Below are 12,470 nucleotides of genomic sequence, written 5' to 3'. Positions count from 1 at the left end.
CAGGTGGGTATCGCCGGTCGCATGGAACAACAGGCTCTCCTCTTCGCGCTCATCGGCGTGCTCGGCATCGGCGCGCAATGGGTCGCCTGGCGAACGGGCTGGCCCGCCATCGCGCTGATGCTGGTGGCGGGGATCTTCGCGGGTCCCGTCACCGGCCTGATCGACCCGCATGCCGCCTTCGGCCCGCTGCTCGAACCGGCGATCTCGATCGCCGTCGCGGTGATCCTGTTCGAGGGCGGCCTCAGCCTGAACTTCCGCGAGCTGCGCAAGACCGAGGGCGCCGTCACCCGCCTGGCGCTGATCGGCATCCCGGTCGGATGGGCGCTGGGAGCGCTCGCCTGCTATTATGTCGCCGGGCTGGTGTGGCCGGTCGCGATCCTGTTCGCCGGCATCATGGTGGTCACCGGACCCACCGTGGTCCTGCCGCTGCTGCGCCAGAGCAACGTCGCGCCGCGGCCCCGCGCGATCCTGAAGTGGGAGGCGATCGTCAACGATCCCTTCGGCGCGCTCTGTGCGGTCATCACCTATGAATATCTCCGTCGATCGGAGGCGGGCGCGTCGCTGGGCGGGGTGATCGTGTCGCTGCTGGCGGCCGCAGTGCTCGCGGGCCTGATCGGCTATGCGGTGGCGCGGGCGATCGCCTGGGCGTTCCCGCGCGGGCATGTGCCGGAGTATCTGAAGGCGCCCGTCCTGCTGGTCGCGGTGATCGGCACCTTCGTGCTGTCAAACCTGATCCAGCAGGAAACCGGGCTGCTGGCCGTGACGGTGATGGGCATCGCGCTGGCCAACATGAAGCTGGACTCGCTGCGCGACGTCCACCCGTTCAAGGAGAACATCACCGTCCTCCTGATCTCCGGCGTGTTCGTGCTGCTCTCCGCACAGCTCGACCTGGAGGTGCTGCGTCGCTTCGAATGGCGCTTCGCCGGCTTCCTGGTCGCACTGCTGCTGCTGGTGCGCCCGGCGACCGTGCTCCTCAGCCTCGCGTTCAGCCGGGTGCCGTGGAACGAGCGGCTGCTGATCGCCTGGATCGCGCCGCGCGGGGTCGTCGCGGTCGCGGTGTCGGGGCTGTTCGCGCTCCGGCTCGACCGGCTCGGCTACAGCGACGGCGACATTCTCGTGACGCTCTCCTTTGCGGTCGTGGTCACGACCATCATCGCCCACGGCTTCAGCATCCGCACGGTCGCCCGCTGGCTGAAGGTCACCGGCGCCAGCGAGCGCGGCCTGCTGATCGTGGGGAGCACCGACTGGAGCCTGGCGCTTGCCGAGCATCTGCGCTCGCTCGACGTGCCGGTGCTGGTGAGCGACAGCAGCTGGCAGCGGCTCTCCCCCGCCCGCCAGCGCGGCATCCCGACCTATCACGGCGAGATCCTGGCCGAGGCGACCGAGGAGCAGCTGGACCTCAGCCAGTTCCAGGTCCTGGCCGCGACCTCCGAGAACGAAGCCTATAATGCGCTGGTGTGCAGCGAGTTCGCGCCGCAGATCGGGCGCGACGCGGTGTACCAGCTGGGCGACGCGAGCGGCGATCCGCGCGCGCTGCCGGAGGCGCTGCGTGGCCGCGCGCTGTTCACCTCCGGCCTCGGCGTCGAGGAAATTACCGAGCGGGAACGGGCCGGCTGGTCCTTCCGCAAGACCCGCATCAGCGAGCAGTTCGACTTTGCCGACGCAAAGGCGGTGCTGCCGGACGAGGCCGACATGCTGCTGCTGTTGCGCAAGAACGGGACGCTGCGCTTCTTCACGCATGCCACCCGGCCGACGCCGCAGCCCGGCGACGTGATCGTCTCCTATGCCCCGCCCCGCGTGCGCGAGCCGGAGACCCGAAACGAGAACCTGATTGGGGAGGAACGATGAAACGGACCTTGTGCCACGCGGTGGCGGCCGGCGGGCTGGCCGCGCTCCTGGCGGGATGCGGCCCTTCCGAGGGCAACCGCGCCGATCCCGCCCCGGCCGAGAACAACGCCGAGCTGGAGGTCGTCAACATCGCCCCGACGGCGGAGCCGACGCCCGAGGGCAAGTCGATCATCCGCCCGGAAACCGAACCGGACGCCGAACCCACGCCGCCGCCGCTCGAGCCGATCGAGGCGACCGTCCAGTTCCCCAAGGGAGTGGCCTTGGACGACGCAGCCAAGGCTGCGCTCGACACGCTGCTGGCCGAACCCGCGCTCCAGGCGGGCGGCCCGATCCGGCTGAGCGGCCACAGCGACTCGAAGGGTTCGGACGCGGACAACCTGCGCGCGTCGCGGCGCCGCGCGGAGGCGGTGCGCGACTATCTGGTCGCGAAAGGCGTGGCCAAGGATCGCATCACCGTGATCGCGCTCGGCGAGAACCGGCCGGTGGCGCCCAACGCCAATACGGACGGCAGCGACGACGAAGCCGGCCGCGCGCGCAACCGCCGCGTCGACATCGCGGTCGCGCTTCCCGAGCCGCAGCCGAGCCCTACGCCGGAGCCCACTCCCACCGAGTGACGCGAGGTCAGGCGCCCGCGATGCGGGGGGCGAGGCGCTGCATCAGCAGCTCGCAGCCGGCGGCGTCCTCGGCATCGAAGCGCGCCGGCGAGGGGCTGTCGAGGTCGAGCACGCCGAGCAGGCGGCCGTCGTGGACGATCGGCACCACCAGTTCCGAGCGGCTGGCCGCGTCGCAGGCGATGTGTCCGGGGAAGGCGTGCACGTCTTCCACGCGCTGAGTCTCGCGGGTGGACGCAGCGGCGCCGCACACGCCCTTGCCGAACGGGATGCGGATGCAGGCGGCCTTGCCCTGGAACGGCCCCAGCACCAGCTCGTCGGCAACGTTGCGGTAGAAGCCGGACCAGTTGAGGTCGGGCAGATATTCCCACAAGAGCGCCGCCGCATTGGCCATGTTGGCGATCGCATCCGGCTCGTCGGCGGTGAGCGCGTCGAGCGCGCTGGCGAGTTCGCGGTACAGCTCCTGCTTGGAGCCGGCGGCGATGTCGAAGACGTACATGGCGTTCCTTTTCCTTGTTGCGGCCCGGCGCTCAGTCGAAGCGGACCTTGCCGCGTCCGGCCTTGACGGCGCTGCGGCCCTTTTTCTCGTCCACCCGCCGCGCCTTTGCCGCGCGGCTGGGCTTGGTGGGCTTGCGCTTGCGCGGCACGAAGGTCGCCTCCCGGATCAAAGCGACCAGCCGCTCGCGCACTTCCTCTCGGTTGAGAAGCTGGGAACGCGCCCCCTCGCTGCGCAAGACCAGCACGCCCTCGCGCGTCATCCGGGAGCCCGCCAGCTCGGCCAGCCGGTTCTTCACGGCTTCCGGCAGGTTCGGGGAGGCCGCCACGTCGAAACGCAGCAGCACCGCGCTGTCGGTGGTGTTGACGTGCTGCCCGCCCGGCCCGCTCGCGCGCGTGAAGCTCTCGACCAGTTCGTCGCTGTCGATGTGGATCGAGCGGGTGATCGGGATGGCTGCCATTCGGACGGCGCCTCAGCTGTCCCCGAACCCAGCCGCTGCGAAGCTGGGCGGCAGCGGCGCGATCGCCTCCACCGGCGGCTTGCTGCCGCGCGGCACGGTGAGCTGCGCGGCGTGGAGCAGCATCGGGCCGCCCGCCCGGCCATAGACCGGGTCGCCCGCCACCGGTGCGCCCAGCCCCTCGGCGGCATGGACGCGGATCTGGTGGGTGCGTCCCGTCTCGGGGAAAAACGCGACCAGCGCGCGGCCGCCGTCGGCGCGCAGCAGCTTCCAGTTGGTGCGCGCGGGCTTGCCCTTGGAATCGCCGACCATGCGCCAGCCCGCCTCCGGACTGCTCACCTTGGCGAGCGGCAGGTCGATCGTGCCGGAGCTTTCCGCCGGCACCCCGTCGAGCACGGCCAGGTAGCGCTTCTGCACCAGCCCGCCCTCGAACGCCTGCTGGAAGCGGGCGTGCGCCTTGGGATTGCGGGCGAGCAACAGGCAGCCGCTGGTGTCGCGGTCCAGGCGGTGGACCGGCGTCGGCAGCCGCTGGAAGCCGAAGGTCAGTTCGTCCAGCCGCGATTCGATGCTCGGGCTGCGGTCGCGCGGGCGGTCGACCGGCAGGCCCGCCGGTTTGTCGATCACGATCGCTTCGCCATCGATGAAGAGCACTAGGTCATCCAGCATGCTGGTCCCTTGCCACCGCCGCCGCCGACATGCCAGAGCGCAGGCGCCGAAAGGCGGCAGCGCCGCCCCGTGCGGTTCAGGAGGTTGGATTGCGTAACTCCCTGCGGATGTCCGCTGCGCTGGTGCTGGCGCTTGCCGCCTGCTCGGCGCCCAGGCCCGCTCCCGTCGAGGCGCCGGTGGTGCCCGCCCCCACGCCTGCCCCCGCAGCACCGCCGCCAGCCGTCGCCGTCAACCGCGCGCCGATCGCGCTGTGCGACCGCGGCATCGTTCAGCCGGGGCCGGACGGGCGGCTGTTCAACCACTTCCCCTACCCGGATACGACGGAAACCGCGCTGATCCCGGCGCCGGAGGAATTCGCGCCGGGCGGCAGCTGTCGCATCCACCCGGCCATGCTCGCGGACCTGCAGGCACTGCTCGCCCGCGCCGACCAGGATCCGGCGATCGCGGGCAAGCTGCGCGCGGTGTCCTGCCACCGCTCGGTCCGTCTGCAGCGCCAGACCTTCTGTGGCGGCATCAATCCGGACGAGAGCAGCAGCTTTCGCGAGCGCGCCTGGGCCTCGGCCCCGCCGGGGTTCAGCGAACATGCGACCGGCTATGTCGTCGATTTCGGCACGCGCGATCGCGGCGGCTGCCCGGATGCGGAGGCCTGTTTCGCGGCTACCCCCGCGGGGCGATGGCTGATCGCCCATGCCGCCGAGTTCGGCTTTGAGCAGTCCTTCCCGGCCGGCAACAAGCAGCAGGTGAAGTGGGAGCCGTGGCATTGGCGCTGGGTCGGCCGCACGCCGAACGCACCGGGCGCGGCAACCGCGCGCAGGCTGTTCGCGCCCGCGGCCGCACGCTTCCCCGCCTACCCGAACCGCCCCGAGGACAAGCGGCTGCTGGCGCCGCGGCCTGCGACGCCTCCGCGACCCTGACGGTAGTATCCGAGGATCGCCCAGGCAGTGCCCCGGCGCAGGCCGGGGCTCAGGTGGGGAGGTCGTCGTGCCTCAATCCGGCACTATCCCAACTGGGCCCCGGCCTTCGCCGGGGTACCGCTTCCGATCACATGGGCGCGCGCCTCTTGGCCCCGCCGACCGTCAGGCGGTGAGCTTGGCCGCGGTCAGCGCGATGCGACGACCCTGGTAGCGCGCCGACTCGAGTTCCTCCGCGTGCGGTTGGCGGCTGCCGTCGCCGCCCGCGATGGTGGTCGCACCATAAGGCGATCCGCCGCGCACCTCGTCCACGCCCATTTGCCCCTGGAAGCCATAGTCGAGGCCGACGATGGCAAGCCCGTGGTGCAGCAGGTTGGTGATGATCGAGAACAGCGTCGTCTCCTGCCCGCCATGCTGACTGGCCGTCGAGGTGAAGGCGCCGCCCACCTTGCCGATCAGTGCGCCGCGAGCCCAGACGCCGCCCGTCTTGTCCCAGAACGCCGCCATCTGGCTCGTCATGCGGCCATAGCGGGTGCCGGTGCCGACGATGATCGCGTCATAATTGGCGAGTTCGTTGACGTCCTCCAGCACCGGATAGGGCTGATCCATCACATAGTGCGAGGCGCGGGCGAGATCCTCCGGCACCGTCTCGGCAACGCGGCGGATGTCGACTTCCGCCCCGGCGCCGCGGGCACCTTCGGCGACCGCCTCGGCCATCTTCATGATGTGGCCATAGGACGAGTAATAGAGCACCAGAACCTTTGCCATCGCATGTCTCCTTGCTTCTGCCCGCCCATGGCCTTGGAAATCGGGGGCCTGCCTCAGGGAGGGAGAGATCGGCAGGCCCCCTTCCCCGGCCGCACGTCGCGGCCCGGGAAACTCGTTATTCGGCGTCGACCAGAACGATCTCCGCATCCTCCAGCGCCGTGATCGAGACGGTCGCACCGCCGTCGATCGCCGCGCCGTCGCGGGCGTCGAACCGCACGCCGTCAATCTCCACCGCGCCGGTTGCCGGCACCAGATAGGCGTGGCGGCCTGCGCCCACCTCGTGGGTCAGGGTCTCGCCTGCCTTCAGCGTCGCGCCCAGCACCCGTGCGTCGGCGCGGATGCGCAAGGCGTCGGCGTCCTCGGCAAAGCCGCTCGCCAGCGTCACGAGCCGGCCCGAGCGATCGTCGCGCGGGAACGGCTTGGCGCCCCAGGAAGGCGCGCCGCCCTTGAGCCGCGGCTCGATCCAGATCTGGAAGATCCGGGTCGTCTCCGGCTCCAGATTATACTCGGCATGGCGAACGCCGGTGCCGGCGCTCATCACCTGCACGTCGCCTGCCGCCGTGCGACCGGTGTTGCCCATCGAATCCTGATGGGTGATCGCGCCGCTGCGCACGTAGGTGATGATCTCCATGTCGCGGTGGGGGTGCGGCGGGAAGCCGCTGTTGGGTGCGATCTCGTCGTCGTTCCAGACGCGGATCGCGCCCCATCCCATCCGCTTGGGATCATGATAGTTGGCGAAGGAGAAATGGTGCCGGGCGTTCAGCCAACCATGGTCTGCATGGCCCAGGCCTTCGAAACTGCGCTTGTCGATCATGGGAAATTCCTTTCCGCTGGCATCGAGCCGTTGGTCAGAAGGTAGGCGCTCCTATCACGACGTAAACGGAAACGTTGGAAACTGATCGTTGCGCCGCTATAGCTGCAAGCACGGAGGTGCTGTCGGATGATGCTACCTGATTTCGAGGCCTGGGCGATCTTTGCGTCCGTGGTCGAACACCGTTCCTTCAGCGGTGCCGCACAGGCGCTCGGCACGTCCAAGGCCACGGTGTCGAAGGCGATCAGCCGCCTGGAGACGCGGCTGGGTGCGACCCTGTTCCACCGCACCTCGCGCCGCCTGACCCTGACCGAAAGCGGCCGCGCCCTTTCGGAGCGTGCCGCCCGCATCCTGGCCGAAGCGCGCGAGGCCGAGGAAGTCGCGCGCGATTCCAACAGCACGCCCACCGGGCGCGTGCGCCTGGCCGCGCCGATGAACTTCGGCCTGACCCGCGTCGCCCCTGCGCTGGCCGACTTCCTGACCCTGTACCCCGGCATCGAGGTCGACCTGACGCTGTCGGACGCGCCGACCGACATCGTCGCGGAGGGAATCGACGTGGCACTGCGCGTCGCCGAGCTCCCCGACAGCAGCCTGCGGGTGCGCCGGCTGGCGCCGGTCACGCTCCACCTGGTCGCGGCCCCCGCCTATCTGGAAAAGCACGGCCGGCCCGAACACCCCGCCGACCTCGCCCACCACGCCTGCCTGGCCTATACCAACGCCAGCCGGCCCTTCGTCTGGCAGTTCCGCCGCGGGAACGAGGAAGTGGCGATCCGGCCGGCCGGTCCCCTCTGCACCGACAGCGGCGAGGCGATGCTCCCGGCGCTCCGCGCGGGTCTCGGCATCACGCGCCTGCCCGACTTCATCGTCGACCAGGATCTGGCGGACGGCACGCTGGTCGAGCTGCTCCAGGATTGGCGGGAGACCAACATGGCGCTGCACCTCCTCACCCCGCCCGGCACGCTGCGACCCGCACGGGTCGAGGTGCTGATCGAGTTCCTGGCGGAGCGCTTCCGCCAGCTGTGCGCGAGCCGCCAGTGAACCGGCTTCGCCCGGATGCGGAGGACGCCCGCTTCCTGCGCCGCGTCGTCCTGCTGATCCTGATCGGCGCGGTTGCGGTCGCGCTCTATCGCGCGCTCAACCTGTTGATCCTGGCGTTCGGCTCGATGCTGGGCGCGACCGTGATCCACGCGCTGGCCGACATCTACGGGCGACGCTTGCGCGTACCCGAGCGGGCGCGGGTGCCGGCCGGCATGGTGACGGTGCTGGCCTCCGTCGCTTTCCTGGTGTGGCTGTTCGGCTATCAGTTCGGATCGCAGGTCAACGCCCTGGTGCTGGCGCTGCCGGGCCTGCTTTCCGACCTCGCCGCCTGGATGTCGCACTCGCCCGTCGGCGCGCGCATCGTCGAGGCGGTGGAGGCGGCGTTTGCCGGCTCCCGCATCGCGCAGGACATCGGCGGGCTCGTCCAGGGTTCGGGCGAGCTGCTGCTCAACTGCATCCTGCTGCTCGCCGGCGCGATGTTCTTTGCGGCCGATCCGGGGATCTACCGCCGCGGCGCGCTGCTGCTGATCCCGCGTTCCAAGCGCGACGCGTTCGCGGATGCGCTCGACGACACGGCCGAGACGCTGCGGCTGTGGCTGCGCGCGCAGATCATCCTGATGACCAGCATGGGGGTGCTGATCGGCATCGGCCTCTGGATTTCGGGCGTGCCGTCCGCCGCCGCACTCGGGCTGCTGGCGGGTCTCAGCGAGTTCATCCCCTATGTCGGGCCGACCGCGGCGATGATCCCCGCGCTGGGGCTCGGCGCCACCCAGGGTACCGGGCCGCTGATCGGTGCCCTGGTCACCTATGCGGTCGTGCGCCTGCTGCAGACCAACTTCATCACGCCCTTCGTCCAGGCGCGGGTGATCGCGATCCCGCCTGCCATCACCCTGTTCGCGATCATCGCCATCGGCATGGTCTTTGGCCTGTTCGGCCTCTTCTTCTCGGCAGCGCTGCTGGTGGTGATCTTCACGCTGATCCGCAGCCTCTACCTGCGGGAGACGCTGGGCGAAGACGTGTGACAATCCGCCTACGTACGCGTTCGACGTACGAGAGATTTAGGATCGCGTTAACCTTTTGCCTTCACTTCGGTTTAGGTTAATGATTGTCCTACGGCGCGCCGCCTCCGGTTCGCTCGCCGCACAGGGGGACTGCGATGCGCGTTTTGTTGATCGAGGACGAACCCACCACCGCCAAGGCGATCGAGCTGATGCTCGAGGCCGAGGGGTTCAACGTCTACACCACCGATCTCGGCGAGGAAGGGCTCGATCTTGCCAAGCTCTATGACTACGACATCATCCTTCTCGACCTGAACCTGCCCGACATGCACGGGTACGAGGTTCTGAAGAAGGTCCGCGTCGCCCGGGTGCAGACGCCGGTCCTGATCCTGTCCGGCATCAGCGAGATGGACACCAAGGTCCGCTCGTTCGGCTTCGGCGCGGACGATTACGTGACCAAGCCCTTTCATCGGGAAGAGCTGATCGCCCGCATCCATGCCGTGGTGCGCCGCTCCAAGGGCCATTCCCAGTCCGTCATCAAGACGGGCAAGCTGGCGGTGAACCTGGATGCCAAGACCGTGGAGGTCGACGGCAACCGCGTCCACTTGACCGGCAAGGAATATGCGATGCTGGAGCTGCTCTCGCTCCGCAAGGGCACGACGCTGACCAAGGAGATGTTCCTGAACCATCTCTATGGCGGCATGGACGAGCCCGAGCTCAAGATCATCGACGTGTTCATCTGCAAGCTTCGCAAGAAGCTCAGCACCGCCTGCGACGGCGAGAACTACATCGAGACGGTGTGGGGCCGCGGCTATGTGCTGCGCGATCCCAACGAGCAGCCGACGGCACAGGTCGCCTGATCCCGCCTGGGCCGGACACGAAAAGGGCCGCGGCTTTCGATCAAGCCGCGGCCCTTTTTCGTTGGCCGAAACGAGCGCCGGTCAGCCGCCGCGGCTCGGCTGCGGCGGTTCGTTGCTGGCGAGGCGAGCGCTCTGCTGCTGGCAGGCGGCGGCGATCGTCGGGTAGCTCAGGTCCGTGTTGCGGACCAGCGCGTCGGGCATCGCCGCCTGGCACGACTGGATGCTGCTATAGGTCGCCGGCTCGATCCGCGCACTGCGGCACTGGCTGGAATCATCGGCACAACCCATGATTGCGATGACGTACAAGATCGAGCTCATTCGACTTCCTTTCGAGGAGTCAAGCGATTGAGATTACATCCGGTTCCATCCACCTTGCACCGTCGGGACTTGTTCGGTCCGTTGCGCACCGGCCCCGGACATCCCAAATCGGGATCCGATGCCTCCTGATACTTCTGCTCCCGCCGCATCCCAGCGGCCGATGATCGCGACCCTCCGGCGCTTCCTCCCCTACCTCTGGCCAAAGGGTCAGGCGGGGCTGAAGCTGCGCGTCGTCGGCGCGCTGCTGCTGGTGGTCCTGTCGAAGCTGGTGCAGGTCTATGGCGCATCCTTCGCGCTGCAGAACGCGATCGACACGATGAGCGCCGGCAGCCGCGACGCGTTGTGGCTCGTGGTCGCGCTGATCGTCGGCTATGCGGCCGCGCGCTTCGGGGCGACGCTGTTCGACAACCTGCGCAACATGGTGTTCGAGCGCGTGGGCCAGGATGCCGCGCGCCGGCTGTCGGGTACGGTGTTCCGCCACCTCCATGGCCTGTCGCTGCGCTTCCACCTCGAACGCCGCACCGGCGCCGTCACCAAGGTGGTGGAGCGCGGCACCAAGAGCATCGACACGATGCTCTACTTCCTGCTGTTCAACATCGCGCCGACGGTACTCGAACTGGCGCTGGTGCTCGGCATCTTCGGCGTCCGCTTCGGCGGGTGGCTGGTGGTCGGCACGGTGGTGATGGTCGCCGCCTACATCCTCTTCACCCGCTGGGTGACGGACTGGCGCAACGCGCTGCGCGAGCGGATGAACGACCTCGACACCGGCGCCGTCGCGCATGCCGTCGATTCGCTCCTGAACTTCGAGACGGTGAAATATTTCGGAGCGGAGGGCCGTGAGGCCGAGCGCTACGAGCGTGCCGTCGCCGCCTATGCGACCGCAGCCGTGCGCAGCGAGAACAGCCTCGCACTCCTCAACATCGGCCAGGCGCTGATCACCGGCGTGATGCTGGCCGGCGGCATGGCGCTGGTGGTGTTCGGCTGGGCGAGCGGGCGCTTTTCTCCCGGCGACGTGGTGCTGGTCTCCACCCTCCTCACCCAGCTGTTCCGCCCCCTCGATCTGCTCGGCATGGTGTATCGCACCATCCGCCAGGGAGTGACGGACATGGGATCCATGTTCGACCTGATCGACACGCCGACCGAGGTGCGCGATCTCCCTGACGCGCCGGCGCTCGCCGTGTCGCACGGGCATGTCCGCTTCGAGGATGTCCGCTTCGGCTATGATCCGGAGCGGCCGATCCTGAAGGGCATCGACATCGACGTTCCGGCTGGCACCACGCTGGCGGTGGTGGGTCCGTCGGGTGCGGGCAAGTCCACGCTCGCGCGGCTGCTGTTCCGCTTCTACGACCCGACCGGCGGGCGCATCACCATCGACGGGCAGGACATCGCCCAGGTGCGGCAGGATTCGCTGCGCGCCGCGATCGGCATCGTTCCCCAGGACACCGTCCTGTTCAACGACACGGTCGGCTACAACATCGCCTATGGCCGCGCCGGCGCGACGGCGGACGAGATCGCGGCGGCCGCCCGCGGTGCGGCGATCGCGCCGTTCATCGAGAGCCTGCCGGACGGCTACGACACGCGCGTCGGCGAGCGCGGGCTGAAGCTTTCGGGCGGCGAGAAGCAGCGTGTCGCGATCGCCCGCACCCTGCTCAAGAACCCGCCGGTGCTGATCCTGGACGAGGCGACCAGCGCGCTCGACAGCCGGACGGAGGCGGAGATCCTCTCCACGCTAGAGGCGATCGAGCAGGGCCGAACCACCATTGTCATCGCCCACCGCCTGTCGACCGTGGTCCACGCGGACCGCATCGTCGTGCTGGAGGCGGGCCAGGTGGTGGAGAGCGGCACCCATGCCGAGCTGTTGCGCAAGAGCGGCGTCTATGCCGAGATGTGGGCACGCCAGGCCGCCGAGCGCGAGGAGGCGCTCGCCGCCGCCTGAGACGGGGGCGTCGGGAGCGAAAACGCGCCCCTACCCCCGCCGCGGGAAATCCTCTAAGCCCCTGGCCGAGAACTTATCCCCGGGGTGGAAATGCGCCTGTTTGCCGTTGTTTTCGCGTTGTTCGCGTCCTTGTTCGCGCTGCCCGCCGCAGCCCAGCTGATCGATGTTCCCGGCCGCGCGGCACCGCCCGCGACCACGGACAAGGAGAACCTGTGGCTGCTCGACCTGTCGAGCGGTGGCCGCGTCACCATCTGGCTGCGCCCGGACGTCGCCCCCAAGGCAGTGGAGCGCGTCAAGACGCTCACCCGCCAGAAGTTCTACGACGGCCTGCCCTTTCACCGCGTGATCGAGGGCTTCATGGCCCAGGGCGGCGATCCCAAGGGCGACGGCACCGGCGGATCGGAGCTTCCGGACCTGGAGAAGGAGTTCAACTATCTTCCCCACGTCCGCGGCGCCGTCGCCGCCGCGCGCGCGCAGGATGAGAACAGCGCCAACAGCCAGTTCTACATCATGCTCGCGCCGCGCCTGGCGCTGGACAAGAAGTACACGGTGTTCGGCCGCGTGCTCGACGGCATGCAGTATGTCGACGCGATCCAGCGCGGCGAGCCGCCGGCGAACCCGACCCGCGTCGTCCACGCCTATATCGCTGCCGACAATCCCCCGCCGTACCAGCCGGCACCGGCTGCCGCCTCGACCGTTCCGGCCGAGGACCAGAACCTGACGCTGCCGTCCGGCCCGGCCAAGCGCTGACC

The 12,470-nt window shown here is 69.1% G+C and carries 14 protein-coding genes; 8 read left to right on the top strand and 6 right to left on the bottom strand.

All coding sequences use genetic code 11. The annotated features are described in order from the left end of the window. The first annotated feature begins 21 nt into the window (after nt 1-21). Both ABDZ92_RS14695 and ABDZ92_RS14690 read left to right on the top strand, forming a co-directional pair. Nucleotides 22-1,848 (top strand): cation:proton antiporter, encoded by a 1,827-nt coding sequence (locus ABDZ92_RS14695; RefSeq protein ID WP_125960410.1) that lies wholly within the window; start codon nt 22-24, stop codon nt 1,846-1,848. Further along, complete coding sequence (locus tag ABDZ92_RS14690; RefSeq protein ID WP_125960411.1) at nt 1,845-2,462, top strand: OmpA family protein; 618 nt, start codon at nt 1,845-1,847, stop codon at nt 2,460-2,462. Before ABDZ92_RS14695 ends, ABDZ92_RS14690 begins: the two co-directional genes overlap by 4 nt. Nucleotides 2,463-2,469: 7 nt before the next feature. Here ABDZ92_RS14690 and ABDZ92_RS14685 read toward each other — a convergent pair whose 3' ends face one another. Genes ABDZ92_RS14685 through ABDZ92_RS14675 form a run of 3 tightly spaced genes read right to left on the bottom strand, consistent with a single transcriptional unit; the run spans nt 2,470 to nt 4,078 of the window. After that, nucleotides 2,470-2,958, bottom strand: coding sequence for a GAF domain-containing protein (locus ABDZ92_RS14685; protein WP_125960412.1), 489 nt, complete (start codon nt 2,956-2,958; stop codon nt 2,470-2,472). A 31-nt stretch (nt 2,959-2,989) separates the two neighbouring features. Continuing rightward, nucleotides 2,990-3,415 carry an alternative ribosome rescue aminoacyl-tRNA hydrolase ArfB gene (arfB, locus tag ABDZ92_RS14680; protein WP_125960413.1) on the bottom strand — a complete coding sequence of 142 codons (426 nt, stop codon included), beginning with the start codon at nt 3,413-3,415 and terminating at the stop codon, nt 2,990-2,992. 12 nt (nt 3,416-3,427) lie between these two features. Further along, entirely contained in the window at nt 3,428-4,078 is a 651-nt protein-coding gene (locus tag ABDZ92_RS14675) for an RluA family pseudouridine synthase (RefSeq protein ID WP_125960414.1), read from the bottom strand. An 89-nt stretch (nt 4,079-4,167) separates the two neighbouring features. Here ABDZ92_RS14675 and ABDZ92_RS14670 point away from each other — a divergent pair, with 89 nt between their 5' ends. After that, complete coding sequence (locus ABDZ92_RS14670; protein ID WP_125960415.1) at nt 4,168-4,992, top strand: M15 family metallopeptidase; 825 nt, start codon at nt 4,168-4,170, stop codon at nt 4,990-4,992. A gap of 162 nt (nt 4,993-5,154) precedes the next feature. Here the strand turns inward: ABDZ92_RS14670 and wrbA are convergent, their stop codons facing one another. Continuing rightward, nucleotides 5,155-5,757, bottom strand: coding sequence for an NAD(P)H:quinone oxidoreductase (wrbA, locus tag ABDZ92_RS14665; protein ID WP_125960416.1), 603 nt, complete (start codon nt 5,755-5,757; stop codon nt 5,155-5,157). Between the two features lie 115 nt (nt 5,758-5,872). Continuing rightward, on the bottom strand, nt 5,873-6,571 hold the full coding sequence (locus ABDZ92_RS14660) for a pirin family protein (RefSeq protein WP_125960417.1): 699 nt from the start codon (nt 6,569-6,571) through the stop codon (nt 5,873-5,875). 126 nt (nt 6,572-6,697) lie between these two features. Here ABDZ92_RS14660 and ABDZ92_RS14655 point away from each other — a divergent pair, with 126 nt between their 5' ends. The 3 genes from ABDZ92_RS14655 to ctrA all read left to right on the top strand — a co-directional run bounded on the left by ABDZ92_RS14655 (nt 6,698) and on the right by ctrA (nt 9,464). Continuing rightward, nucleotides 6,698-7,606, top strand: coding sequence for a LysR family transcriptional regulator (locus tag ABDZ92_RS14655; RefSeq protein WP_125960418.1), 909 nt, complete (start codon nt 6,698-6,700; stop codon nt 7,604-7,606). Next, on the top strand, nt 7,603-8,628 hold the full coding sequence (locus ABDZ92_RS14650) for an AI-2E family transporter (RefSeq protein WP_125960419.1): 1,026 nt from the start codon (nt 7,603-7,605) through the stop codon (nt 8,626-8,628). Before ABDZ92_RS14655 ends, ABDZ92_RS14650 begins: the two co-directional genes overlap by 4 nt. Nucleotides 8,629-8,762: 134 nt before the next feature. Next, nucleotides 8,763-9,464 (top strand): response regulator transcription factor CtrA, encoded by a 702-nt coding sequence (gene ctrA, locus ABDZ92_RS14645; RefSeq protein WP_125960420.1) that lies wholly within the window; start codon nt 8,763-8,765, stop codon nt 9,462-9,464. Nucleotides 9,465-9,545: 81 nt separating this feature from the next. Here the strand turns inward: ctrA and ABDZ92_RS14640 are convergent, their stop codons facing one another. Continuing rightward, the gene (locus tag ABDZ92_RS14640) at nt 9,546-9,782 is read right to left on the bottom strand and encodes a hypothetical protein (RefSeq protein ID WP_125960421.1); all 237 of its coding nucleotides are present in this window, start codon (nt 9,780-9,782) and stop codon (nt 9,546-9,548) included. 118 nt (nt 9,783-9,900) lie between these two features. Here ABDZ92_RS14640 and ABDZ92_RS14635 point away from each other — a divergent pair, with 118 nt between their 5' ends. Both ABDZ92_RS14635 and ABDZ92_RS14630 read left to right on the top strand, forming a co-directional pair. Continuing rightward, nucleotides 9,901-11,718, top strand: coding sequence for an ABCB family ABC transporter ATP-binding protein/permease (locus tag ABDZ92_RS14635; protein WP_125960422.1), 1,818 nt, complete (start codon nt 9,901-9,903; stop codon nt 11,716-11,718). Between the two features lie 90 nt (nt 11,719-11,808). Continuing rightward, entirely contained in the window at nt 11,809-12,468 is a 660-nt protein-coding gene (locus tag ABDZ92_RS14630) for a peptidylprolyl isomerase (protein ID WP_125960423.1), read from the top strand. Nucleotides 12,469-12,470 lie beyond the last annotated feature (2 nt).

This window comes from Sphingomonas molluscorum (assembly GCF_039522995.1).
GTDB classification, from domain to species: Bacteria; Pseudomonadota; Alphaproteobacteria; order Sphingomonadales; family Sphingomonadaceae; genus Sphingomonas; species Sphingomonas molluscorum.
The sequence above is the reverse complement of the archived record's forward strand: the minus strand, read 5'-3'. Positions and strand labels throughout refer to the sequence as shown.